22 protein-coding genes and 1 tRNA gene are annotated in these 24565 nt (G+C 62.9%); 5 read left to right on the top strand and 18 right to left on the bottom strand.

All coding sequences use genetic code 11. The annotated features are described in order from the left end of the window. Nucleotides 1-12: 12 nt before the first annotated feature. From QRN59_RS05690 to QRN59_RS05650, 9 genes are all read right to left on the bottom strand, one after another. Entirely contained in the window at nucleotides 13-1179 is a 1167-nt protein-coding gene (locus QRN59_RS05690) for an acyl-CoA dehydrogenase family protein (protein WP_284981527.1), read from the bottom strand. Further along, nucleotides 1164-1988 carry an HpcH/HpaI aldolase/citrate lyase family protein gene (locus tag QRN59_RS05685; protein ID WP_284981526.1) on the bottom strand — a complete coding sequence of 275 codons (825 nt, stop codon included), beginning with the start codon at nucleotides 1986-1988 and terminating at the stop codon, nucleotides 1164-1166. The genes QRN59_RS05690 and QRN59_RS05685 overlap by 16 nt, the downstream gene beginning before the upstream one ends. Beyond that, nucleotides 1985-2467, bottom strand: coding sequence for a MaoC family dehydratase (locus tag QRN59_RS05680; protein WP_284981601.1), 483 nt, complete (start codon nucleotides 2465-2467; stop codon nucleotides 1985-1987). Before QRN59_RS05680 ends, QRN59_RS05685 begins: the two co-directional genes overlap by 4 nt. Beyond that, nucleotides 2467-2727 carry an enoyl-CoA hydratase-related protein gene (locus tag QRN59_RS05675; RefSeq protein ID WP_284981525.1) on the bottom strand — a complete coding sequence of 87 codons (261 nt, stop codon included), beginning with the start codon at nucleotides 2725-2727 and terminating at the stop codon, nucleotides 2467-2469. The genes QRN59_RS05680 and QRN59_RS05675 overlap by 1 nt, the downstream gene beginning before the upstream one ends. A gap of 271 nt (nucleotides 2728-2998) precedes the next feature. Then, the gene (locus tag QRN59_RS05670) at nucleotides 2999-3739 is read right to left on the bottom strand and encodes an alpha/beta fold hydrolase (protein WP_284981524.1); all 741 of its coding nucleotides are present in this window, start codon (nucleotides 3737-3739) and stop codon (nucleotides 2999-3001) included. Nucleotides 3740-4145: 406 nt separating this feature from the next. Further along, entirely contained in the window at nucleotides 4146-5372 is a 1227-nt protein-coding gene (locus QRN59_RS05665) for an NAD(P)/FAD-dependent oxidoreductase (protein ID WP_284981523.1), read from the bottom strand. Nucleotides 5373-5540: 168 nt separating this feature from the next. Further along, entirely contained in the window at nucleotides 5541-5921 is a 381-nt protein-coding gene (locus QRN59_RS05660) for a bifunctional 3-phenylpropionate/cinnamic acid dioxygenase ferredoxin subunit (RefSeq protein WP_284981522.1), read from the bottom strand. Then, nucleotides 5918-6484: an aromatic-ring-hydroxylating dioxygenase subunit beta gene (locus QRN59_RS05655; RefSeq protein ID WP_284981521.1), complete on the bottom strand. Its 567-nt coding sequence runs from the start codon at nucleotides 6482-6484 to the stop codon at nucleotides 5918-5920. The genes QRN59_RS05660 and QRN59_RS05655 overlap by 4 nt, the downstream gene beginning before the upstream one ends. Next, nucleotides 6481-7827 carry an aromatic ring-hydroxylating oxygenase subunit alpha gene (locus QRN59_RS05650; RefSeq protein ID WP_284981520.1) on the bottom strand — a complete coding sequence of 449 codons (1347 nt, stop codon included), beginning with the start codon at nucleotides 7825-7827 and terminating at the stop codon, nucleotides 6481-6483. The genes QRN59_RS05655 and QRN59_RS05650 overlap by 4 nt, the downstream gene beginning before the upstream one ends. Before the next feature lie 221 nt (nucleotides 7828-8048). On the opposite strand from QRN59_RS05650, the gene QRN59_RS05645 reads away from it, so the two are divergent. Beyond that, entirely contained in the window at nucleotides 8049-9065 is a 1017-nt protein-coding gene (locus QRN59_RS05645; protein WP_284981519.1) for an aldo/keto reductase, read from the top strand. A gap of 194 nt (nucleotides 9066-9259) precedes the next feature. On the opposite strand, the gene QRN59_RS05640 is transcribed toward QRN59_RS05645, so the two are convergent. The 4 genes from QRN59_RS05640 to QRN59_RS05625 all read right to left on the bottom strand — a co-directional run bounded on the left by QRN59_RS05640 (nucleotide 9260) and on the right by QRN59_RS05625 (nucleotide 12802). Continuing rightward, the gene (locus QRN59_RS05640) at nucleotides 9260-9919 is read right to left on the bottom strand and encodes a TetR/AcrR family transcriptional regulator (RefSeq protein ID WP_284981518.1); all 660 of its coding nucleotides are present in this window, start codon (nucleotides 9917-9919) and stop codon (nucleotides 9260-9262) included. A gap of 94 nt (nucleotides 9920-10013) precedes the next feature. Further along, nucleotides 10014-10895 (bottom strand): VOC family protein, encoded by an 882-nt coding sequence (locus QRN59_RS05635; protein WP_284981517.1) that lies wholly within the window; start codon nucleotides 10893-10895, stop codon nucleotides 10014-10016. A 54-nt stretch (nucleotides 10896-10949) separates the two neighbouring features. Continuing rightward, entirely contained in the window at nucleotides 10950-11807 is an 858-nt protein-coding gene (locus QRN59_RS05630) for an alpha/beta fold hydrolase (protein ID WP_284981516.1), read from the bottom strand. A gap of 164 nt (nucleotides 11808-11971) precedes the next feature. Next, nucleotides 11972-12802 carry an IclR family transcriptional regulator gene (locus QRN59_RS05625; protein WP_284981515.1) on the bottom strand — a complete coding sequence of 277 codons (831 nt, stop codon included), beginning with the start codon at nucleotides 12800-12802 and terminating at the stop codon, nucleotides 11972-11974. Nucleotides 12803-13150: 348 nt separating this feature from the next. Here QRN59_RS05625 and QRN59_RS24625 point away from each other — a divergent pair, with 348 nt between their 5' ends. The 3 genes from QRN59_RS24625 (at nucleotide 13151) to QRN59_RS05610 (ending at nucleotide 14563) form a co-directional block, all read left to right on the top strand. After that, the gene (locus QRN59_RS24625) at nucleotides 13151-13777 is read left to right on the top strand and encodes a hypothetical protein (RefSeq protein WP_502871026.1); all 627 of its coding nucleotides are present in this window, start codon (nucleotides 13151-13153) and stop codon (nucleotides 13775-13777) included. Between the two features lie 124 nt (nucleotides 13778-13901). After that, entirely contained in the window at nucleotides 13902-14108 is a 207-nt protein-coding gene (locus QRN59_RS05615; protein ID WP_284981514.1) for an SDR family oxidoreductase, read from the top strand. Beyond that, on the top strand, nucleotides 14105-14563 hold the full coding sequence (locus tag QRN59_RS05610) for a MaoC family dehydratase (protein WP_284981513.1): 459 nt from the start codon (nucleotides 14105-14107) through the stop codon (nucleotides 14561-14563). The genes QRN59_RS05615 and QRN59_RS05610 overlap by 4 nt, the downstream gene beginning before the upstream one ends. Nucleotides 14564-14720: 157 nt before the next feature. On the opposite strand, the gene QRN59_RS05605 is transcribed toward QRN59_RS05610, so the two are convergent. Further along, nucleotides 14721-15644: a tyrosine-type recombinase/integrase gene (locus QRN59_RS05605; RefSeq protein ID WP_284981512.1), complete on the bottom strand. Its 924-nt coding sequence runs from the start codon at nucleotides 15642-15644 to the stop codon at nucleotides 14721-14723. 86 nt (nucleotides 15645-15730) lie between these two features. Further along, nucleotides 15731-15812 (bottom strand) — tRNA-Leu (locus QRN59_RS05600). Nucleotides 15813-16008: 196 nt separating this feature from the next. Here QRN59_RS05600 and QRN59_RS05595 point away from each other — a divergent pair. Then, the gene (locus QRN59_RS05595) at nucleotides 16009-16614 is read left to right on the top strand and encodes an ANTAR domain-containing response regulator (protein ID WP_028266834.1); all 606 of its coding nucleotides are present in this window, start codon (nucleotides 16009-16011) and stop codon (nucleotides 16612-16614) included. A gap of 192 nt (nucleotides 16615-16806) precedes the next feature. Here the strand turns inward: QRN59_RS05595 and pyk are convergent, their stop codons facing one another. The 3 genes from pyk to gltB are packed head-to-tail and all read right to left on the bottom strand — an operon-like array spanning nucleotide 16807 to nucleotide 24427. Then, entirely contained in the window at nucleotides 16807-18306 is a 1500-nt protein-coding gene (gene pyk / locus QRN59_RS05590) for a pyruvate kinase (RefSeq protein WP_284981511.1), read from the bottom strand. Nucleotides 18307-18363: 57 nt separating this feature from the next. Next, nucleotides 18364-19821 (bottom strand): glutamate synthase subunit beta, encoded by a 1458-nt coding sequence (locus QRN59_RS05585; RefSeq protein WP_284981510.1) that lies wholly within the window; start codon nucleotides 19819-19821, stop codon nucleotides 18364-18366. Then, on the bottom strand, nucleotides 19814-24427 hold the full coding sequence (gene gltB, locus QRN59_RS05580) for a glutamate synthase large subunit (protein WP_284981509.1): 4614 nt from the start codon (nucleotides 24425-24427) through the stop codon (nucleotides 19814-19816). The genes QRN59_RS05585 and gltB overlap by 8 nt, the downstream gene beginning before the upstream one ends. Nucleotides 24428-24565 lie beyond the last annotated feature (138 nt).

Raw genomic sequence — 24565 nt, 5'->3', positions numbered from 1 at the left:
CGTCCTTGGTGATCAGTAGGACTTCGGGAGGCCCAGTACATGATTCGAAACGTAGTTCAGCACCATTTCCTGGCTGACCGGCGCGATCCGGAGGATTCGAGCTTCGCGGAAGTACCGCTCGACGTGGTACTCACGGGCGTAGCCCATGCCTCCGTGTGTTTGGATGGCCTGGTCGGCGGCCGTGAAACCGGCCTCTGCGCACAGCCACTTGGCCATGTTCGCTTCCCTACCGCACGGCAGGGCCTGGTCGTAACGCCATGCTGCTTTGCGGGCCATCAGCTCGGCTGCATCGAGACGCATGACAGCTTCGGCCAGAGGGAATGCGACGCCCTGGTTCTGCCCGATGGGCCGGTCGAAGACGACGCGCTCCTTCGCGTAGCGGACAGCCCGGTCGATGGAGGCACGTCCGAGGCCGAGGGCCTCGGACGCGAGCAGGATGCGTTCGGGATTGAGTCCGTCGAGCAGGTACTTGAAACCCTCGCCCTCTTCTCCGATGCGTGCGCTCTCGGGGACGAAGTAGTCGTCGATGAGCACCTCATAGGAGGACACGGCGTTGCGCCCCATTTTGGGAATGGCCTTGAGATGGATGCGTTCGGGATCGATGTCGATAAGGAAGAGCGACATTCCGTCCGTGGGGCGCGGCACGTCCTCACGCCGACTGGTGCGCGCGATGAGGATCATCTTCTGAGAATCGCCGGCCTTTGTGATCCAGACCTTGCGCCCGTTGAGGACGTAGCCGCCGCCGACCCGCTTGGCGAAAGTGGAGATGCGGGTGGTGTCCGTGCCGGCATCTGGTTCGGTGACTCCAAAGCACACGTGCAAGGAGCCGTCCGCTGCTGCGGGAAGGATCTCTTTCCGGAGCTGTTCGCTGCCGTGCTTGACGATGGTGTTGAGCCCGAAGATGGTCAGATGCATTGTGCTGCAGCCATTCATGCCGGCGCCGGAGGCAGCGATCTCCTCAAGCAGCAGGGCCGCTTCGAGGATGCCCAGGCCGCCACCGCCGTACTCTTCAGGGATGGCGATGCCAAGCCAGCCAGCTTCGGCGAAGGCATTGTAGAAGTCCCAGGGGAATTCACCCTTTTCATCGCGCTCGGCCCAGTATTCGTCAGAGAAGCTGCGTGCCAGTTCGCGGGCCCCGGCACGTAGTTCCTGCTGGTCGGTGGTTAGTTCGAAGTCCATGAAAGGGTCCTTTCGACGATGGTGCGTGCGTGGGTGAGTAGGGGGCCGTCGATCATTTGGCTGCCGACCATGAACACTCCGCCTCTTGGGGCTTCGGGATGGGCGAGGACGCAGCGCGCCCAGTTGACCTGGTCCTCGGTGGGGCGGAAGGCGCTGCGAATGGATGCGACATGCTGGGGGTGGATGCAGGCTTTGGCCCGGAATCCCATGTCGGCGGCCTCTCTGGATTCCCTCTCCAGCCCGTCGAGGTCGGTAAGGTCGATATGGACGGCGTCGATGGCGGCCTTGCCCTCGGCGGCGGCGAACAGCACCGTGGACCGGGCCTGTTCGATCATCGGCCGGTAGTGCCCGTCGGCCCCGCGGCTGGAGCGGCCTCCAATGTCGGCAACGAGGTCTTCTCCGCCCCACATCAGTGCCGAACAGTTGGGTTCCGCCGCCAGCCGAGGGGCTGCCAATATCCCGGCGGCCGTCTCGCACAAGGCGATTACTTCGAAATCGCGTAGCGCAACCAGCTGCTCCGGGGACGAGGCCTTGGGGAGCATCAAGGTACGGACCCCTGCTGTGCGCATGGCAGCCACATCATCGTAGAACCACGATGTGCCCGCAGCATAGACGCGCACGACCATGCGCTCAGGGGCTCCAGCGGCGGCCGCGGCTACCGGCCCGCGGGCGGCATCCTTTCGATCCGGCGCGACTGCGTCTTCGAGGTCCAGAATGGCCACGTCGGCACGATCGAGTGCCTTCTCGAACCGATCCAAACGATCGCCCGGGCAGAACAACAGCGCCGGACCCTGTTCGATGGCGTTCATCCCTGGTGCTCCAAGGGCAGGCGGCGCATCATCGCCGTGCGCTCCGCCTGGGCCACGACTTCCCCGCGCTGGTTGCGGGCGAGGTGAAGAAACTCAACGATTCCGGCCTCGGGGCGGGACTTCGACACCCGCTTGCCCACCACAGTGGATTCGGCATACAGGGTGTCTCCTGCAAGCACTGGAGCAGGGAAAGAAACCCGTCCGAAGCCCAGATTGGCAATCGTCGTCTCCTGGGTCAACTGGGCCACGCTGAGTCCGATCAGCGTCGAGAGGGTGAACATGCTGTTGACCAGCCGCTCCCCGAACTCAGTATCCGCGGAGGCAGCAGCATCCAGGTGCAGACTTTGCGGGTTCATCGTCAAGGTCGAAAACAAGGTGTTGTCCGATTCCCCGACGGTGCGCCCAGGGCTGTGGCGGTAAACGACCTCGAGGTCGAGTTCCTCGAAGTACAGACCGCGCTGGGAGATGCTCGCCCTCATCATGTTCCTAAATACGTACGTTGCGGACTCTCTACCGGTCCCAAGGGTGGACGCTCCACTGGCCCTGGCGGTGGAGCTTCGAAGTCCTTGCCGGACGCGGCAATGACGACGCGAACCTCGGGATCGACGTTCGCGGCTCGGAACGCCGTGCCAAGCTCGTCGGCCCTTGTCGAGGTGTAACCGTTGCGCTGTTCGGGACGGTTCAGAGTGATCGTCGCGATCGAGTCGCGAACGTCGACGAGGATCTGTTCGTATGTCATGTTCGCCTTAAAGGAGAACGCTGAGGTTCTTGCCGGGCATGGTGTTGGCAGCGAGGTGAATGACCGGACGCCGAATTCTCCAGCCGTCACCTCCTGCCCCGGACAGAATGTCGTCGGGTGTCCAGCGAAAATCTCCACCTCGTCGGCCAACCTGGCGTCCTGGTCCAATTCTTCGACCAGGTGGTGAAGCACTCTGACCTCACTCCGGTAACTCACTGCACCCCGGGTGCGCGGTATTCCGCGTGAGGCGAAGGTCGTCCTGCTCGTGTGTTCACGACAGGTTCCTCAAGATCTCTGAAAGTTGAACTGGAGCATCGAGCATGATGTCGTGCCCAGACTCAATTTCGTGTACGTCCCAACCTGGAAGCGTCTTGGCTCGCGCATATGTCTGGTCGATGGGAGGAAATCCCCAGTTCGTCGCATAGATGTAGGTATGGCTTTTCACCGCTTCACCGTCGACGCCTAGTTCGAGCTTTTCCAGGAGTGAGGCCATCGGTTGGGGCGTACAAAGTCGATCCACCAGTGCCCTGTCAGCTTCGTTCACGTTGAAGAAAGCAGCGCCATCAGGGTGAGCCGGGTGAATCAAACCACCCGCTACGCCGACATCGTTGATGACCTCGAGCAAGGACTCGCCGGGGAACACGTAGTCCGCCATGGACTTCCCGTTCTCCGGTATGACTGCGTCCAGGTAGACAAGATTTCGAATCCGGTGAGGGATCCTGTCGGCAACGCCGCCTACGACCATTCCGCCATAGGAATGCCCGACCAGCACGACGTCGTCGAGTTCTTCCCATTCAAAGAGATCTACGACCTCATTGATGTGCGTTGTGCAATTTATGGGTCGGGAATTCTCTCGAGATCGCTCTGCCAGCCCGGAAAGGGTTGGGGTGAAAACGCGATGACCCATTGAGCGCAACAGATCGGCGACGCGCCTGTAGCACCACCCGCCATGGTAGGCGCCGTGTACGAGCACAAAGGTCTGCGCGGCTATGGGGCTTGGGGATATTGTCATCACACTCTCCTGGGTCGGGTCGTTCATAACTCACAGCGCCGCAGTCAATGCGGCACAATCAACAACAAAATCAGGCTCAACAGAACCAGCGATAACCTCAGTGCCACCAACAGCGTCTCGAGGATGTATCGCACAGGGAGTCGGCGGTGTTGTAGCAGCAGAAGGTGGCCGCGCCATCCATCAGACCGCCCTCCCTGACCAGCGGAACGTCGATTGACTCGAGCCACTTCTGCGGTGCTGCCATTCGTTCTTGTCCGCAGTGACAGAAAGCAGCACATGGTGAATTCCCTCGCCTCGCAGGTCCCGAAGGTTCATGCTGGTGTTCTCATTGGAAGAGCGTGGCATGTGTCATGGAGAGTGGCGCAGAGGATGTTCCGCCGGACGGAACCGACGATCGACGACGTCCCTACTTCGTGGCGCCGCCGAGCACGGGAAGCCGCCGCAGATTGGTGGCGGGGTCGCGCAACGCCTCCGCGGACACAGTTGCGCCGGACTCCACGAGGGAGCGCCCGGCGCGAACGTCGCGGGGGCGATTGATCCCAGCGACGGCGTGGACTCGGCCCTCCGAGAGGGAGAAGGCGAGGAACTCGTCCGGTTGCGCTCCGTCGCGCAGCACGACTTGGTCAGTGGGTTCTCCGCGCCCGAAAGCCTGATAGCTCAGCTCGTACTGATCGGACCATACGTAGGGAACGGCGGTGTCCTCCTGGAGGTCGCCGACCATGCTGCTCCCGACCGTGGCGCCGTGGCGCTGGGCCGTGTCCCAGTGCTCGATCCGGCCGACGCGGCGTAGGTGACGATGGCGCCGCACCGCTACATCACCGGCGGCCCAGATCCACGGATCGTCCGTCTGTCCGTGAGCGTCGACCACCACTCCGCCGGAGAGCTTGACCCCGTGCGTGCGTACGAGTTGGTCGTTCGGGACCACGCCGACACCGACCACAACCGTGGCGGCCGGCAGGACCCGGCCGTCACTGAGAACAACCTCTTCGACCGCCTTGCTGCCGCGCATCGCCGTAACTTCGCGGCCGGTGATGATTCGGACGCCACGATCGTGGTGGAGCGCCGTTATCAACCCGCCCACTTCTGGTCCAACGACGTTGAACAACGGCCGCTCCTGCGTCTCGACCACCGTTACATCGATGCCGAGAGTCCGGGCAACGGCCGCGATCTCCAAACCGATGAAGCCGCCACCCACGAGGACCAGCGGTCCACCTCGGTGCAACTCTGCGGACAGAGCCTCGGCGTCTCCGGCGTCCCGCAGGTACAGGACGTTGTGCAGTTCTGCGCCCGAGACCGGGAGTCGCCGCGCGGAGACCCCGGTCGCTAGCAGTACGCGGTCGGGTCTGATGGTCGGGGCGCTGTCGAAGATAACCTCCCGGTCGGTCGTGAGGGCGACCGCCCTCTGCCCAAGGAGTAGCTCGATTTCGAGTTCGGCGTATGAAGTGGCCGACTGGATCTCTTTGAGTCCCCTAGAGACGGCGGACTTCGACAGCGGTGGGCGCTCGTAGGGAAGATGTCGTCCGCCGTCATGGAGCGTGATAGTCCCGTCGAAGCCACCACGGCGCATGGCGCCAGCGGCAGCCACCCCTGCGGCGCTCGCGCCAATGATGGCAATGTGCTGGAGCTGGTTCATTCGCGTATTCCTTTCTGCACTGCTAAGTTCAGGTCGCCTACAAGCCGACGACTCTGCCATCGTGCGTCCGGATGAGACCCAGGACACAGGATCTTGCCGCGGGTTGGAACGTCATCTCGCCACACCATCTCGACTCGCGTCAGGAGAGTCCCCCGACAGCTCCCCGAGTTACGCCTGTTCGGACTTGACGAGGTAATTCTGCGGAAGAGCGACATAGACGACGTTGTTCTTGACGATGACCGGATGGACGGCGATAGCCCGCTCTGCGGGTGGTGAGAGAGCTTCGCCTGTGCGCAGGTCGAATTTGGCGTTGTGGAGGGTGCATTCCACGATGCATCCTTCGAGCCATCCCTCGGCCAAGGAGTACGTTTCGTGCGTGCAGGTGTCGTCCACGCAGTAGAACTCTCCGTCGGCAGCGAACACCGACGTCTTCGGGAGCGTTGTCAACAGCAGTCCTTCGTCCTCGGGAACCTCATCTGTCGTGCAGGCTCGACTCCACTTCCTACCCGTCACTTCGGGGAGCGGCTCAATCACGGCGTTCTCGGTCATAGGAAGGTGGTCAGACTCGGGGCCAGGATCGTCGTCTGCTCCAGCACGATCTTGCGGTTGGCGATCTGGAACGGGTAGCCCGAGGCGGGGTCTGCGGGGCGCAGCACATCGAACCGTTGACCCACGAACCAGTCTTGGTGGCGCTCCAACCGGCTCCGGTAGACGTAGAAGTTGGAACGGACATCGAGCTCGCCTGGCTTCGCCGCCGGCTGGACCCGGATGTTCGTGATCAACCGTCGGGCACGCGACGGGGGCTCCTCCGACCATGAAATCCCGGACGTGATGCGACGCACGCGGCCCTTGAGGAAAAACTTGTCGTCGAGAATAATCGCCGCCTCGTCTTGCGCGGCGACCTCAAGGTGCCTCTCACGGATCGGCCGCGTTTCCCGGTTGGGAATCCAGTATGTGACGTCATCGGTGAAGAGATCGATCCACTCGTCGAAGCGGTAGTCGTCGAGCAGTTCGGCCTCGGCGTAGAGAAATTGCTCCACCGTGTGCTGCGTCTGCAGGTCTGTATTTCGGAAGGCACTCAATACGGGTGTGGGCTGGTCGACGGTGGTCATCGTGCCCCCTCTGCGAGTTCCGGCTGCGACTCGGGAATCGCCGACACGCGCGCAGCTTCCTCCTTCTGGATTTGCTTCCACGATTTGCCCACCAGCAGATCGTGCCAGCGTCGGTAGAAACCACGCGAGGCCACCTCGGAGAAGACATCATTGGTCACTCCTGGGAGCCCGCCTGCGTTGCGCTCTTCATGACCCAGTCCCATACCGACGTGGAATGTGTTCTGCCGGGCCTTGAAGCCGTGCAGGACCTGCTGGACCTCGGTCCAGTTCTCTCCGTCGTCGGTTTCGAACACGCCCGCTGGGCTAAACGTGCGCTGGGCCTTCTCGCGAATCTCCCTCTTGAGCGCCTCCGTGGCGTCCTTGGGCACGAACGACCACGTCCAGACTTCGATCTGGTTGGGGCCCCGGGGATGCCAGACCCGCATCGTCCAGAGAAATCCGAGCCAGGAGAAGTTGGGGAAGATGGTGTTGTGGTTGTTCACCTTCTTCATTCGCGTGTCGCCGATCCGAGCCTCGATCTCGTCGAGGTGGTCCTCGGTGAACTCGTGCTCCTGCTGACCCCTGAAGAAGTTGGGGGGCATGTTCCGCTCCGGATAGATATATCCTCCTGAGCCGTGTCCATCACCACCGAACTGCCGCCCCTGTACGAGGTTCGGATCCCCGCGCACCACCTGTTGGTCCGTCAGCGCGATCGGGCCAGATGCATGCGAGATGCTCGTGTGGTACATGTCCCCACCGAACTGCTCGGCGGCGAATTTCCAGTTGCAGTCGATGACCCACTTCGTTGTCCCTGCAGTGAACTCGAGGCCGCTGTCGAACCGGTCGGCCACGGCGTCAAAATAGAACGCCATGTCGCCAAGGTAGTCCTCGAAGTCCGGGGTCTCGTCGGACCAGGTGCCGAAGTAGAAACCGCGGTAGTTGGCGATCCTTGGAACCTTCAAGGCGCCCCATGCCTCACGGTCGAGGTTGCCCTTATATGCGCGATCCTCAAGTGGGACGTTGATCAGATTTCCCTCGAGGTCATAAGCCCAGCCGTGGTAAGTGCACGTGAAGGTCTTACTCACCCCGGCATCCGCCCGGCAAATCCGCATTCCCCGATGGCGACACTGGTTCAAGAAGGCCTTGACGGAACCGTCGCGCTGTCGAACGACCAGCACCGGATCCTCGGCCATGTACGTCTGGATGAAGCTGCCAGTCTTGGGCAGCTGCGAATCATGTGCCAGGAACAGCCACGACCGGCCGAACACAAACTCCAGCTCACGCTCGTATACCCCTGGGTCCGTGTAGATCCGGGGGTCAACCCGGCCTCGGTCAGAATCCACCAGCTCGTTTAGATCAACCATGCTTCGCCCTGTCATTCGTACGTCTTCGTCGAAGAGACCTAGTGACGTCTACGATCCACGAGTCAGGACCCCAGCTCAACAGAAGTTTCCACCCCATGGAATCGACCTCGCCAAGCATTACTCGTGTGTTTGTCCAACCCGGTTCTGCCCTGCGGCACGCGACAACTCACTGGCTGCGCCAAGGGCTTGAGAATATGGGAGACGGCAGAGTCTCTCTGCACATGACACGACAACCTGGAGGACGCATGGACTACCACACCCTCAGCGGCACTGGACTGCGGGTATCGAGGATCTGCCTGGGTACGGCATCGTTCGGTGTGGCGCCTACCGAGGACGACACGACAGCACTGGTCCGTGGTGCACTCGACGCCGGGATCAACTTCATCGATACGGCGAGTTCCTATGGCAACCAGTCGCGGTTCGACCGGGAAGGTGTCCTGCCGGCGGTGGATCGGCAGTCGGCAGAAACCCTGGTCGGCCGCGCGATCGCCGGACGTCGAGACGAGGTGGTGCTCGCGACGAAGGTCGCCGAGGCCATCGGTACCGGCCCCAATGACGGCGGGTCCCTCGGTGGTGGTCTGAGTCGGGCGCACATCATGCGCTTGGTTGAGAGGAGTCTGAAGCGCCTGGGCACCGACTACATCGACATCTACTACGCCCACCATCCGGACCCGGTCACCCACATCGACGAGTGGATTCGCGCGTTCGACGACCTGATCACCCAGGGAAAGATTCGCTACTACGCGCTGTCGACCTTCGCCGGATGGCAACTCACCGAGGCAGTGCTGGCAGCCGCCCGCATGGGTGCGACGCGCCCGGCGTGTCATCAGACCCGCTATAGCGTGGCGAAGCGTTGGCCGGAGTCCGAGGTCCTGCCCGCCTCGAATCACCTCGGCATCGACACCACGGTCTTCAGCCCGCTGGGCGGCGGGTTGCTGGCGGGCAGGACCGATCGCCGGTACGCCGGTGATGCGCGCTGGGGCGCCCGGTCCTACTCCGAGTCCGAGTTGGCGCTGGGGGGAAGCTTTAGCTCGCACGCTCGTTCGTGGGGCATCCCCGAGAACCACCTCGCCGTGGCGTGGCTGCTGAGCAAGCCGGGGGTTGCCAGCGCCATCGTCGGCCCCGAGAGCGTCGCCGAGCTAAACGAACTCACGGGCTCCTCTACCCTTCGGCTCACCAGCGAGCAGGTTGCCGCGGTCGATGAGCTTGCTCCACCGCTTCCGGGCCAGTGGGACTGATCGCAGCGTTGGGTACGGCCACGGAGAGGGATGTCTGATATGAGTGAGGCCCAGCCTGCAAACAGTTTCATCCCGAGCCGGTCCCGCCGTATCGTCTGGGGGACGTAGCGGGTGACCACCGGCGATCGATGGATCCGGAGCGGGATCGGGCGAGCTCATGTGGAGGTGCAGGCACGAAACGAAAGATCGAGACCTCAGCCGCCACCTGGCGAATCGTCATCCGTCAACGGTGTCAGGCACGCGTCGATTATGCGCTCGAGGTAGATCAGCACCCGCTCTTCGTCGGCGAGGGAGGGGGCAGCGCTATCCGGATTCATCAGCGCGTTGGTACTGAAGAAGCCGTAACCCATTAAGACGCCGCCGAGCAGACGCGCACGCATCTCGACATCGTCCCCGGGCAGTGCGGCGCTCCACGGCCCGAAGATCCGGTCCGCCATCGCCTGCCGGAAGAGTTCCCCATCGTCAAACTCCAAGGAACGGACCAGAGCGAACGCCGCGAGTCTCGACTCGTCCTCACGCCAAAAGGTCAACAGATCGCGGGCGACCCTTTTCGCGTCAAGCGAATGCTGCCTAAGCGTCGTTGTCGACGGCATCTGCGCTACTTCGCCGAAGAGATGACGCTTGGACCCGAAGTAGCGGACGATCAGCGCAGGGGTCACGCCGACGCGTTGGGCGATGTCTTGCAACGTCACGTGGGAGTAGCCCCAGCGGGCGAACAATTCGCCGGCGGCACGGAGGATCTCGGCCTGAGTGCGCACTGAGTTACGACGCCGCGGTGTCCGTCGCTCGCCCTCCGCACCTGTTTGCGCGAAGTCCTCCGCGAGGCCCTCGCCTTGCACATTGTCCTGGCTCATCTCGAGTGTCGATCCTACCCTACCGCCGGCTGCCTCCTCGGCTCGCTCTGCGGCGAAACGTGTGACAGAGCCGATCGGGATGTTCATCGTGTGTTCAGAGGTCGGGCTCATCCGGATCGGAGCGCTTGTGGCCCCAATAGCTAGCAGCACTGTAGCGAACCGGCTTCCAGGTGTCCTCGTCGATCAGCTTGCCGCCATACCCGTACTCGACCTGAAACCCCGAGGGCGACTGGACGTAGAACGAGATCATCTCGTCGTTCGTGTGCTTACCGAAGGTCGCCTTGATCGGTGCCCCGCCCGCCTGCACTTTGTCCCACGCTCGTCCGACGACGTCCAACTCCTCGACCTCGAACATCGCGTGCATGATGTTGCTCGGAACGTTCGGAACCTGAGCGTAGGCGAAGGAGTGGTGCCGCTGGTTGGCGTGTGTAAACGTTGCGTAGACACCAGGTACGAACTCGATGTAGTCACTGAGTTTGAAGCCCAACAGCTTCAGATAGAGAGCATCGTACTTCTCGCGGTCGGACACCATCTGGAAGAGATGCCCGAGGCCACCCGCTCCGGTAACGAATCGAGCGCCGGTGGGTGAGACAAACCGCTCACGGTGCTGCTGCAGACCATAGAAAAGCTCCACCCGTTGCCCCTCCGGGTCGTCGAACTCGACGAGCCCCGAAACCCGACGCGCTGCAACCGCGACAGAATCACTGCGCTTGACCGCGTAGCCGTCCTCCTCTAGTTTGGCGGCTAACTCATCGAGATCCTCCGGTCCACGAACCTCCCAGCCGATCGCATTGACCGAATCCGAGTCGTCCTTGCGGATTTCAAGGCGGTAGGACGCCTCGTCCATGCGGAGTACGAGCCGCTCCGGCGTGAAGGAATCGACCTGCAACCCGAGAAGGTTGCTGGCGAACTCCTTCCACGAATCCAGGTCAGTCGCATTGACGATCAGATATCCCAATCCAACAACTCTAGCCACTTGTCATTCTCCTGTTTCTAGTAAAGAAATCACATGCTGCCGGCGACGGCACCACTATCGACCTGCGGAGCCGACGAAGTCAGCAACGATTCGGTTGAACTCATCTGCGTGCTCGAGTTGGAGCCAATGACCGCAACGATTGATGAGTACCATGCGGGCATCGGGAATCGCCGAGGCGAGCCATAGCGAATTCTCGAAGTGGTTGACCCGGTCATCTCGGCCATGGAAGATCAGAGTCGGTGCCGAGATCTCGGCGATCTTCGCGATGTCGAGGAGCGGGACAGGGCGGGCCTTCGAGCCCGGGGTGGCGGACAAGTAGTTCGCCAGGTGGTCGGGTCGGACGCGCGCGGCACTTGAGCGCTGAGTGACGAGTTCGTCGGTCGCGAACGTGTGGTCGTATGTCATGATCTCGACGAGTTCCCGCATTGTCTCCGGCGAGGGGTCGCGGTACGCCTTCACGAGAACCTTCAGACCTTCGCTAAGTCCGCCTCGAGGAGTGAACAGAAGCGGACCGAGCCCGAGCGGCACACCCATTGTGACGAGGTGAGAGACGCGGTCGGGGTACGCCATCGCGAAACAGAGGCCTGTGTGACCACCCATGGAATTGCCAACGATTGCCGCGCGCTCGATTTTCAGCGCATCGAGAAGCTGGAGTACAGCCTCAACATGGTTTCGGTCCGCAGGTGTCTCGGGGTCAGACTTCCCCCAACCGGGCAGGTCCGCCGCGATGACACGATATTTGCCCGCCAGCGACACGAGGTTCGGAGCAAAGTTGCTCCATCCTGTAGCTCCGGGTCCACTGCCGTGCAGGAAGAGGACTACAGAACCTTCGCCAGCCTCGTTGTAGTGGATCTTCCAGTCCTTGGTCTGGACGGTGCGGCTGGTTTCCGACTCAGTCAGTTCTTGGGGCATCCCTGTCTCCTTCGATATTCTGTCGCATTCACGCGGCCGAACCGATAGGTCACAACGCCTCCGGCGGCAGCAAGTGCTCGACACAATTCTGGGGCGTATCGCCGATGTGGGACGGCGCGCGGTTCCACGCTGCGGCACCGAACTTCGTGACGGAGCGCGAGGGCTCAGAGCGCTCCGAGTCGCTCACCAACAACGAGGGCCCGCGATAGCGCGCGGGCACTCTCAAGCACGTCGTTTCGGAAGCGACGGGCCAGCTCGGGACTGAGGCGCGTGGACACCGACAAGGCTGCGATCGCACGGCCCGTCCGGGGATTCCTGACCGGCGCCGCAACGCAGTTGACTCCTAGGGAGGACTCTCCCCGGTCGAGGGCGTACCCGGCTGACCGGATCTGGGCCAGCTGGGCCTCCAGCTTGATCCGGTCAACGCAGGTGTGGGGAGTCAGGCGTGGCAGGACCGTCCCGAGCGTCTGATCGCGGAACTCTTGAGGTGAGAAGGCCAGAATCGCCTTGCCCAACGCAGTTGCGTTCGGAGGCTTACGCCCGCCCACCGTCGTGGCGACTCGCGAGCTGTGGCCGAAGATCTTCTCAAGGTAGAGCACGTCGCCGTCCTGCATGACCGCCAGATGGACGGTCTGCCGGGTCAGCGTAAACAGATCGGTGAGAAACGGCATCGCCTGGTCGCGTAGTCCGCTCGGGCGGTAGTTGCTGGCCTGGTTGCCGATTTCGAAGGCCCGATTCGTCAAGCCGTAGCCCTGTCCGTCCCGCTCGATGTAGCCCTCGCGCGTAAGAGTCAGCAGTAGTCGGTGAGCCGTGGACTTCGGCAGGCCGGCGCGATCAGCCAATTGAGTGACGCCCGCCAGCGCCGGGAGGCTCGTAAAGGCGTCAAGGAGCCGGAGAACGCGCGCGGCGGATGGGTCCCGACGCCGGACCGGACGAACGTCGTCCGTCTCCTCGAGACAGTGCTCGCTCTCGACTTGCAGCACGTTCGTCGTCATTGACGGCTCCTTAATTAAATGGCCATTTACTTATACGGGCTTAGAGTAGCGCACGCCCCCTTCTGTGTCAAACATCACATTTGGATAGCCGGACGAATTCCGAGGCCGGTGCGTCACCAGTTCGGTGAGCCATCGCGGGGAAGATCAGCGGCTTCCCGTTGGTTCCCAACTCAACCCAAACGGTCCCAACTGACATGGGGAACGACGTGGGTAACTCAGTGCAGACGACCTTGGCCCGGCCGTTCGGCGATGCCTTCCGAGTGTCGTTCCACTTGGCAGAACGTTGCACTCGCGCCACTCGGGCTCATCCTCACACTGTCAGTGACAGCACTCACACGGAAGAGACCGATGAACCCCACACCGGGCGTAACCATAGATCGACTCGAGCCAGCCACCCGTTCACGAGTCGCGACTCCCGCGGTTCAAGACATTCTCGGGTCCACCGTTGCGGCAGCGTACGCGGCGCAGGGCGAAATCAACGTCCGACGAACGGCAGCCGGAGCACTACTCGTCGGTCGGAAGATCGGACTCGCCTCTCCGACTGTCCAGAAACAGCTCAGCGTCGACCAGCCCGACTTTGGCGTTCTCGTCGACGAGATGAGCCACGTTGACGCCGTGAACCTTGAGGAACACCTCGACGCGGAGAACGTCAAGATGGTCACCTGCGGGGGCAGGCAACGATCCCGTCGTCGCTGCCATCTCTCGCGTCACCCCGGTTCCCTACGCGGAAATCGTGGCCTCGATCGCCTCGAAATCCGCAGGACCGGGCACGAGGGCGAACATCGACGAGTTCACCGAGACCACCTCGACTGCCATCGAGGTGTCGGCGGTGCCGGTCGCGCCAAAGCCATCATCATCCTCAACCCGGCACAACCGCCGCTCATAATGCGAGACACCGTTCTCGCATTGATCGGCGAGGCCAGCCACGACGGCATCCGCGAGTCCATCCACACGATGGCGGCCAGGAGGACATGATCGTGGACATCGCGCTCGGCCTGATCCGACTTGGGGATTGGCCGCTGACGATGACCTTGTAGTCGACCCGATCCTTCCTTCGAGTGGAAGGTAAACCGAAGTCACACAAACCCAGGAGAACATCATGACCCTGCTTGAAGAAGAGATCGCCGTCATCACCGGTGGCGCTCAACACTTAGGCCCCGCGCTTCACGACGGTGGGGGCAAAATGGTCATTGGCGACTGCGGCGAGGATGCTATGCCGGCTGGCGGGCAGATCGGACGGGAAGGAATCGCCATCGGTGTCCGGTGCGACTGTGTGAATCGTGTGGGTTTCGAGGTCCTCCGATGAGCCGCCGCGCTATCGCGACCCTCGAGGAGCTCGAGTCCCTCGTCGGCCGGGACGTCGGTACGAGCGATTGGCTGGTGGTCGACCAGGCGCGCATCGATGCGTTCGCGAAGGCGACCGACGACCATCAGTGGATCCACGTCGACCACGAGCGGGCGACCGCAGGTGCCTTCGGGACGACCATCGCCCACGGCTTCCTCACGATCTCACTCATCCCGCACTTCGCCGGTCAGATCTACGGAATCGAGTTCGGCTCCGCCCGGTTGAACTACGGGGTGGAAGGCCTACGCTTCCCCAACCCGGTCCCCGTAGGCAGCCGCATCCGCGCGACGGCGTCCTTCACCGACCTCAAGGAAAAGCCGAGGGGCAATCAGTTGACCACGAAGTACGTCGTCGAGATCGAGGGCCAGGACCGACCGGCCTGCGTGGGGTCCGTCCTGACGTTGATCGTCGACTGACGCCACGCAGCCGACAACAAGGAGCGGCGGGGCGCCAAACGAACCCCGGACACCCGGCCTGGCGATCATCGTGGTCTCTGTGCTCTGGCGGTGGCGTCCGACTCGATCAACGGCGTCACGGGCCTCCCGGGCGGCTGGGGCCTGGGCAACGCGCTGTTCATCGCCGACTGGCCGTGCGTTCAGCGCTCGGGCTGGGCATAGCTGTCGGACCGCTGCTCGGAGGCACCCTGGGCAATATCAGCCGGCGCAGCCCGTTCGTCCCGGGGTGGCTGGCCACCAGCGGGATCAATAGCTCGACCAGTGCCGGATTGAGTCCGATGGTGCGCTTTCCGGCGCCGGTCTTCGTGGCTCCAACGTAAAACTGCGACTGCCCGTCCCGTTTCCAGGCCTTGTTGATCCTTACCGTGGGCGGCTTGGACAAAAGGTCGACATCCCCCACGGTGAGCGCCGTTGCTTCGCCAAACCTTGTTCCAGTCATGACGAGGAAGCTCGTAAACGCCTTGTACCTCTCCCCCATCCCTTCCATGATCAAGCTGAATTCGGCATGCGTGAGAAACATCGCTTCATCCTCAGCCCGGTCAAGGCTAGGCAGCTGCACGCCACGGCAAGGGTTCCGGGGGATGTATTGCAGCATCTCGGCAGTGTTCATCGCTGCAGAGATAAGACCATGAACATTGTGGATGGTCTTTGGTGAACGGCCCTTGGCCATCATCGACTTCACCCAATGATTCAGGTGCCGATAATCGAGCTTGTCCACCGGGATGTGACCTATGACGTCCCGCACATGAAGATCCAGCATCGTCTGGTAAGTCCGGGTGGTTCCACTCGAGGGCCGAATCAGGAGGTCAATATGCTCCTGAATCACTTCGGCCACAGTCGGTACTTTCGACTGGTTCGCGAGGATTGCTTGTTGGGCGATTTCGAAGGATTGTCCGTTCGCGTCCAACAGCCGTTTGAGGGTCTCGGCCTCGGATTCGGACGCAACGGTAAGCCCCTGTTGCTCGCGGCTCTTCGGGTCGCGCCATAGCACCATGAAGGAGGATGTTCCGTCCTTTTTCACGCGTTTGCGGATGCTGGCCACACAAAAATGCTAGACCCGTGTCAACACTTTTGGAGTTTTTGTCAACAGTCAGGGGCCAAATAGGCCCCTGACCTGCGGATACACTGTGCCCGAGGTGGGACTCGAACCCACACACCTTTCGATACCGCATTTTGAGTGCGGCGCGTCTGCCAATTCCGCCACTCGGGCGCGGAAACACCGAAACAAGACTAACCGACGTCGAGCTCTTCACAGAACTCAACGCTCCCTGTTGCAGTGCGCGAAACTACTCTACATGCAGATAGGCTAATTTCCAGAACCGGCTCGGCCGAGCAATAAATCATACGCAGGGACCGGGTGCAACTAAGATGGTTGAGAACCCGCCGTACGTCTTGAAGGAGATCCCGTGTCAGAACAGACGGAGTCCAAGCCCGCATCCCAGCCGGCACGCCGAGTAGTTGTCGCAGAGGATGAGACCCTCATCCGCCTGGACATAATCGAGATCTTGAAGGGCGAAGGCTACGACGTTGTCGGTGAGGCCGACAACGGTGAGAAGGCAGTCCAGCTGGCCGAAGAGCTGAAGCCGGATCTGGTCCTCATGGACGTCAAGATGCCTGTCATGGACGGCATCTCTGCTGCGGAGAAGATCGTCAAGGCGAGGATCGCCCCCGTGGTCCTCCTCACGGCGTTCAGCCAGAAGGAGCTCGTGGAGCGCGCCCGCGACGCCGGGGCCATGGCCTATGTCGTCAAGCCCTTCACTCCGGCCGACCTGATCCCCGCAATCGAGATCGCATTGTCCCGGCACGAGGAGATCAAGGCGCTCGAAAACGAGGTGTCCGACCTCCAGGAGCAGTTCGCCACGCGCAAGCTTGTGGAGCGCGCCAAGAGCCTCCTGACCACCAAGATGGGTCTCACGGAGCCGGAAGCATTCCGGTGGATCCAGAAGACCTCCATGGACCGCCGTCTCAGCATGCGTGAGGTCGCCGAAACCATCATCAACCAGGTCAACTAGCACTCCCCCGCGATGGGCGCCGCTTCCGGTGGAAGCGGCGCCCATCGTCGTCCCCGGCTCGCACACGGGGAGCCGGGCCCATGGCCGCACCCGGATAGCACCCGGCGCCGCCCACGAACCACCCGGCCCCAAAACAAGTCAAAGGAGGCCCCGCCAAACGGCGGAGCCTCCCCTTGCTTGAATCCGAAAAGATCAGGCCTTCGACTTGGCCTTCTTCTTTTCCGGCCACGGTCCGACCTTTTCCTTGCGGGCTGCGGCCTCTTCCACGCGGGAGGTGTCCGCGAGGTCGCCCACCTTGTGGACCTTGAGCGAGTTCGTGGAACCAGCCTGTCCGGGAGGCGAACCGGCCGCGATGACCACGAGGTCGCCGTTCTCTACGATCTTCATCTCGAGGAGGCTGCGGTCCACCTGGGCCGTCATGGCGTCAGTGTGGCCCACCATCGGGACCAGGACGGGCTGGATGCCCCAGGTCAGAGCCAGCTGGTTCCAGACGTGCTCCACCGGGGTGAAGGCGAAAACCGGCTTGACAGGACGCAGGCGGGACAGTCGGCGGGCCGAGTCGCCGGACTGGGTGAAAGTACAGATGTACTTAGCGTCCAGCTGGTCGGCGATTTCGACGGCAGCACGCGTGATGGCGCCACCGCGGGTCTTGGGCTTGGTACCGAGCGGAGGAACGCGCTCAAGACCGTGCTCTTCGGTGGACTCGATGATACGTGCCATGGTCTTGACCGTCTCGATCGGGAACTTGCCCACGCTCGTCTCGCCCGAAAGCATGACTGCGTCGGCGCCGTCGAGCACTGCGTTGGCGCAGTCCGAAGCCTCGGCGCGGGTCGGGCGCGGGTTGTCGATCATCGATTCGAGCACCTGGGTGGCCACGATGACCGGCTTGGCCCAACGGCGGGCCAGTTCAATGGCGCGCTTCTGGACGATCGGCACTTCCTCGAGCGGGAGTTCCACGCCAAGGTCGCCACGGGCAACCATGATGGCGTCGAAGGCGTCGATGATTTCGTGGAGCTGGTCCACTGCCTGAGGCTTCTCGATCTTGGCGATGACCGGCACGCGGCGGCCCTCTTCGTCCATGATTTCGTGCACGCGCTTGATGTCGGACGCATCACGGACGAAGGACAATGCCACCAAATCAACACCGCGCTTCATGGCCCAGCGGAGATCGTCCTCGTCCTTTTCGCTCAGTGCGGGGACGTTGACGGCAACGCCGGGCAGGTTGATGCCCTTGTTGTTGGAGACCCAGCCGCCGACGGTCACCGTAGCAACCACCTTGACGTCGTCAACATCGATGGCGCGAAGGGCAACCTTGCCGTCATCGATCAGCAGTGCGTCACCGATGTTGACGTCTTCGGTCAGGCTCTTGAGCGTGGTGGAGCAGATGTCCTTGGTACCCGGGACGTCCTCGGTGGTGATGGTGAAAGTGTCACCGACGGCGAGTTCGTGGGGGCCGTCGACAAATCGACCCAGGCGGATCTTCGGGCCCTGCAGGTCAGCCATGATGGCAACCGGCTTGTGAAGCTGGGCGGCGGCTTTGCGGACGTTCTCGTACGTGGTGTCGTGTACCGAGTAGTCGCCATGGCTCATGTTCATGCGGGCGACGTCGACGCCGGCTTCCAGCACCGCGAGGGTGTTGTCAAAGCTGGAAATTGCCGGTCCGAACGTTGCCACGATTTTTGCGCGTCTCATATACCTACCCTAGTAGTGTGCTGCAGTTGGAGTTGGGAAAGCGTCGTGCGCCGGTCCTTAGAGGACCGCTATAGCCCGGTCGGTGGGAGCCACCGGCGCGGGAAGAATGGTGCTGCCCATGAGGTACTTGTCGACGGCGGCAGCGCAGGCGCGGCCTTCGGCGATAGCCCAGACAATCAAGGACTGCCCGCGGCCGGCATCGCCTGCCACGAAGACCCCCTCGGTGTTGGTCATGTAGTACCCGTCTCGGGCCACGTTGCCGCGGCCGTCGAATTCTGCGCTGACCTGTTCGGTGATACCGGCAGGTTCCGCACCCGTGAAGCCGAGCGACAGGAAGACCAGGTCGGCGGGAATGATGCGTTCCGTACCGGCCTTCGGCAGGCGCTTGCCGTCCACGAACTCGGTCTCGGCCACCTTGACCCCTGTGAGCTTGCCGTTTTCGCCCACAAATTCAACGGTCGAGGCGAGGTAGGTGCGTTCGCCGCCCTCTTCATGTGCGCTGGCAACTTCGAAGAGCGTGGGGAACGTCGGCCACGGCTGGTGCGAGGCGCGCTCAAGCGGCGGCTGCTTGCCGATGGCGAGGGTGGTGACGGACGCGGCGCCGTGGCGGTGTGCCGTGCCGAGGCAGTCGGCGCCGGTGTCGCCGCCACCGAGGATGATCACGTGCTTGCCCTTGGCATCGATCTGGCCCTCCACGGTTTCACCGGCAACCACGCGATTGGCGGGGACCAGGTAATCCATGGCGAAGTGGATGCCTTCGAGGCCGCGGCCCGGGATGGGAAGGTCGCGAGGAACGGTGGCACCGGTGGCGATCACCACCGAATCGTAACGGCGGCGCAACTGCTCCCACGTCACGTCGCTTCCGACCGCAACACCCGTGCGGAAGCGGGTGCCCTCGGCCTTCATCTGCTCGACGCGGCGGTCGACCTGTTCCTTTTCCATCTTGAAATCGGGGATGCCGTAGCGCAGCAGTCCCCCGATCTTGTCGTCGCGCTCGTAGACGGCCACCGTGTGTCCGACGCGCGTCAGCTGCTGTGCGACTGCAAGCCCTGCGGGGCCGGAGCCGACGACGGCGACCGTCTTGCCGGAGAGACGCGCCGGCGGAAGGGGTTGTACCCAGCCGTTTTCGAAAGCGTCGTCGATGATCGAAACTTCAACCTGCTTGATGGTCACAGCGGGCTGGTTGATGCCCAGGACACAGGATGCTTCACACGGCGCAGGACACAAACGGCCGGTGAACTCCGGAAAGTTGTTCGTCGCGTGCAGGCGCTCGATCGCTTCCTCGCCCTTGCCGCGCCACGTGAGGTCGTTCCACTCGGGGATGAGGTTCCCCAAGGGGCAGCCCTGGTGGCAGAACGGAACGCCGCAGTCCATGCAGCGGCCTGCCTGGCTCTTGAGCACGCCCTTGTCCTGGGCTTCATAGACTTCTTTCCAGTCCATGATGCGGACGGGAACAGGACGGCGTGGCTGCGTCTCGCGCTGCCGGACTTTCAGAAATCCGCGTGGATCAGCCACCGGTTACCTCCAGGATTCGAGACCATACTTCTTCGCCATCGGGATCAAGGCCCTCTTCGATAGCGTCGAGGCGGGTTTGCAGGACTGCGGCGTAGTCGCGCGGCAGAACTTTGGTGATGCGGGCGGCTGTGTCATCGAAGTTTTCGAGCAAGCGGCCCGCAAGGACGGATTCGGTTTCTTCCAGGTGCTTGACCAGGAGTCCGTGGACGATGGTGCGGTCCTCGTCGTCAAGCTCAAGCAGCTGCAGCTCCCCTGAATCCAAGGCCTGCTTGTTGACCCGGGCGGGCTGGAGGTCCAGCACGTAGGCAGTACCACCGGACATGCCGGCACCGAAGTTGCGGCCGGTACGGCCGATGATCAGCGTCTGGCCGCCGGTCATGTACTCGCAGCCATGGTCACCGATGCCTTCAACGACGGCAGTGGCCCCCGAGTTGCGTACCAGGAAGCGTTCGCCCACCTGGCCACGCAGGAACATTTCACCACTCGTGGCCCCGTAGCCGATCACGTTGCCGGCGATGACGTTGCGTTCCGCCTGGAAAACGTTGGTGCGGTCCGGGCGGACGATGATGCGTCCACCGGAGAGTCCCTTGCCGACGTAGTCGTTGGAGTCGCCGAACATGCGCAGGGTAATGCCTGCCGGAAGGAAGGCGCCGAGCGACTGCCCGGCGGTGCCCTTCAGCGTGATGTCGATCGTGTCGGTGGCGAGCACATCGATGCCGAAGGTCTTGGTCACGACGTGCCCCAGCATGGTGCCGACGGAACGGTCCGTGTTGATGACGTCGACGGCGATCTTCACCGGCGTGCGGTCGCTCAAAGCCTCTGCGGCCATGCCGATGAGGCGCTGGTCGAAGTGCTTGTCGAGCTCGTGGTTCTGGCCGGTGAGGTTCCGCAGGGGAACGTCGTCGTCGAACTCGAGGCCGTGGAGGATCGGGTCGAGGTCGAGTCCCTCGGCCTTCCAGTGGTCGATCGCTTCCCGGGTGTCCAGGACCTCGGCGTGCCCGATGGCCTCTTCGAGGCTGCGGAATCCAAGTTCGGCAAGCAGCTCACGGACTTCCTCGGCAAGGAATTCGAAGAAGTTGACCACAAACTCGGGCTTGCCGTTGAAGCGCGAGCGGAGCTCCGGGTTCTGGGTTGCGACGCCGACCGGGCAGGTATCGAGGTGGCAGACCCGCATCATGATGCAGCCGGACACCACCAGTGGCGCCGTCGCGAAGCCGTACTCCTCGGCACCCAGCAGCGCAGCGATGATAACGTCCCGGCCAGTCTTGAGCTGGCCGTCCACCTGAACCACGACGCGGTCGCGGAGCCCGTTGAGCATGAGCGTCTGCTGGGTCTCGGCGAGGCCGAGCTCCCACGGGACACCCGCGTGCTTGAGCGAGTTCAGCGGCGAGGCGCCGGTTCCGCCGTCGTGCCCTGAAACGAGCACGACGTCGGCCTTCGCCTTGGTGACGCCGGACGCCACCGTGCCGATCCCGACTTCGGAAACCAGCTTCACGTGAACGCGCGCCGAGGGATTGGCCCGCTTGGCGTCGTAGATGAGCTGCGCGAGATCCTCGATCGAGTAGATGTCGTGGTGCGGGGGCGGGGAAATGAGCCCGACGCCGGGGGTCGAGTGGCGGGTCCGGGCTACCCAGGGGTAGACCTTCTGCGCCATCAGCTGGCCGCCTTCACCGGGCTTGGCACCCTGGGCCATCTTGATCTGGATGTCCTCGGCGTTGGTCAGGTACAGGCTGGTCACGCCGAAACGGCCGGAGGCAATCTGCTTGATGGCGGAGCGGCGCTCCGTGTCCAGCAGGCGGTCCACATCTTCGCCGCCTTCACCGGTGTTGGACTTGGCGCCCAGCCGGTTCATGGCGATCGCGAGCGTTTCGTGGGCTTCCTTGGAGATGGAGCCATAGCTCATCGCTCCGGTGGAGAAGCGCTTCACGATGCTGGAAACCGGCTCAACCTCTTCAAGCGGCACCGCGGGGCGCAGGCTGTCCTTGAACTTCAAGAGCCCACGGAGGGTCATGAGGTTCTCGGACTGGTCGTCGATTCCCTTGGTGTATGACTTGAAGATGTCGTAGCGGCGTTCGCGCGTGGCGTGCTGCAGCCGGAACACTGTCTCCGGGTTGAAGAGGTGCGGTTCGCCGTCGCGGCGCCACTGGTATTCGCCGCCACCGAGGAGCGGACGGTGGGGCTGCTCAATGCCGCCTTCCGGGTACGCCATCTGGTGGCGCGCGGAAACTTCGGCGGCAATGACGTCCAGGCCGACACCGCCCAGCTGGGAGTGGGTGCCGGAGAAGAATTCGTCCACGAGGTCCTGGGACAGGCCGAGGGCTTCGAAAGTCTGGGCGCCGGTGTACGAGGCCACCGTGGAAATGCCCATCTTGGACATGATCTTGAGGACGCCCTTGCCGAGGCCCTTGATGAGGTTGTAGACGCCGTCCTCGGGAGTCACACCAACGACTTCGCCGGTGCTGATGAGCTGTTCCACGGATTCCATCGCCAGGTACGGGTTCACGGCGGAAGCGCCGAAGCCCACGAGCACTGCCACGTGGTGCGTTTCGCGGACGTCGCCGGCCTCGACCACCAAGGCGGTCTTGGTGCGGTTGGCGCTGCGGAGCAAGTGGTGGTGTACCGCGCTGACGAGCAGCAGGGAGGGGATCGGGGCCCACTGCGCGTTGGAGTCGCGGTCGGACAGCACGATGTACTGCACGCCGCGGTTGATCGCGCCGGAAACCTGCTCGCAGATTTCGGTCAGGCGGCTCCGGAGTGCTGCTTCGCCGCCCTCCGGACGGTATAGTCCGCGGACCTTCATGGCGACCTTGTCGCCGTCGGCGTTCTCGATGTTGGCGATCTTGGCGAGCTGGTCGTTGTTGATCACCGGGAACGGCAGGGAGATCTGCGGCTGGCGGACCTGCCCGACGTCGAGAAGGTTGCCGTTGGGGCCGATGGCGCACTTCAGCGAGGTAACGAGCTCTTCGCGGATCGCGTCCAGGGGCGGGTTGGTGACCTGGGCGAAGGACTGCACGAAGTAGTCGAACAGCAAACGCGGGCGCTTGGACAGCACGGCAACCGGGGTGTCGGAGCCCATGGCGCCGAGCGGTTCGGCCCCGGTGCGGGCCATCGGCCCCAGGAGGATCTTCAGTTCCTCGGTGGTGTAGCCGAAAGTCCGCTGGCGGATGTTCACGGACGCAGCCGTGTGCAGCACGTGCTCGCGCTCGGGAAGCTCGTTGAGGTCGATCAGGTTGTCCTTGACCCATTCAGCCCAAGGGTTGGCTGCGGCCACCTCGGCCTTGACCTCGGCGTCGTCGATGATGCGACCGGCTTCGGTGTCCACCAGGAACATCTTGCCCGGCGAAACACGGCCCTTCTTGACCACCTTGGCAGGCTCGACCTCGATCACGCCGACTTCGGAAGCGAAGATGATCAGGCCATCTTCGGTGATCCAGTAACGGCCGGGGCGCAGGCCATTGCGGTCAAGGGTTGCACCAACGAGGTTGCCGTCGGTGAAGGACACTGCAGCCGGACCGTCCCACGGCTCCATGAGCAGCGAGTGGTACTCGTAGAAGGCGCGGCGGGCAGGATCCATCGTGGCGTGGTTTTCCCACGCCTCGGGAATCATCATCATGATCGAGTGCGTGATGGGCCGCCCGGAAAGCCAGAGCAGCTCGGCAACCTCATCGAAGGACGCGGAGTCCGAGGCACCCGGCGTGCAGATGGGGTACAACTCCTCCGGGGAATCGCCCAGCAGCGGGTTCGCGAGCTGGGACTGGCGCGCCCGCATCCAGTTCCGGTTGCCCTTGACGGTGTTGATTTCACCGTTGTGGGCGATGGTGCGGAAGGGCTGGGCAAGCGGCCATGACGGGAACGTGTTCGTGGAGAAGCGGGAGTGCACGATGGCCAGCTTGGTCTTGAAGCGCTTGTCCGAGAGATCCGGGTAGAACGGCTCCAGCTGGGCGGTGGTCAACATGCCCTTGTACACGATGGTGCGCGAGGACAGCGACGGGAAGTAGACGCCGAACTTGTTCTGGGCACGCTTGCGGACACGCCATGCCCGGGAATCCAGTTCATTCCGATCCAGCACTTCGCCAGTGGCGGAAGCAAGGAAGGGCTGTGCGAAGTAAGGCATGCAGGCACGGGCCATGGCGCCGACCAGGTCCCCGACTACCGGCACTTCACGCCAGCCAAGAACTGTCAGGCCTTCATCTATTGCAAGCGCCTCGATGCCGGCCTTCGCGGTCTCGGCTTCGCGGGTTTCAGCCGGCAGGAACGCGGTGCCCACGACGTATTGGCCGGGTGCGGGGAGCTCGAACTCAGTGACGGCCCGGAAGAATTCGTCCGGAACCTGCATGAGGAGCCCGGCGCCGTCGCCCGTGCCTTCGTCGGCGCCCACGGCGCCCCGGTGTTCAAGGTTGCGCAGGGCAGTCAGGGCCGCTTCCACGATGTCATAGCCGGGTTCACCACGCAGCGTGGCGATAATGGCCAGGCCACAAGCGTCCTTCTCCTGGTCAGGGTTGTAGAGTCCCTGGGCTTCCGGGAGCGCAGCGAAACGCTTGAAGGGCGAGATGGCACCCTGCGGTTCGACTGATTCGGACCAGCTTGGGTTATGAAGATGGGTCATTGAAGACGTCCTTCCTCGAGATCGTGCGAATGGAAGGGACAACGTTGGCCCCACCTTGCCTGCCGTGTGACGGGCATAACAAAGCGCTAGTTACTTGAAATTGTAGGTCAGCGGGCAAGACGCAACGAACAGTTACGC

It is taken from the genome of Arthrobacter sp. efr-133-TYG-118 (assembly GCF_030209755.1).
Lineage (GTDB): Bacteria > Actinomycetota > Actinomycetes > Actinomycetales > Micrococcaceae > Arthrobacter.
Note: the sequence above shows the minus strand (reverse complement) of the source record. Positions and strands in the feature narration are given on the sequence as shown.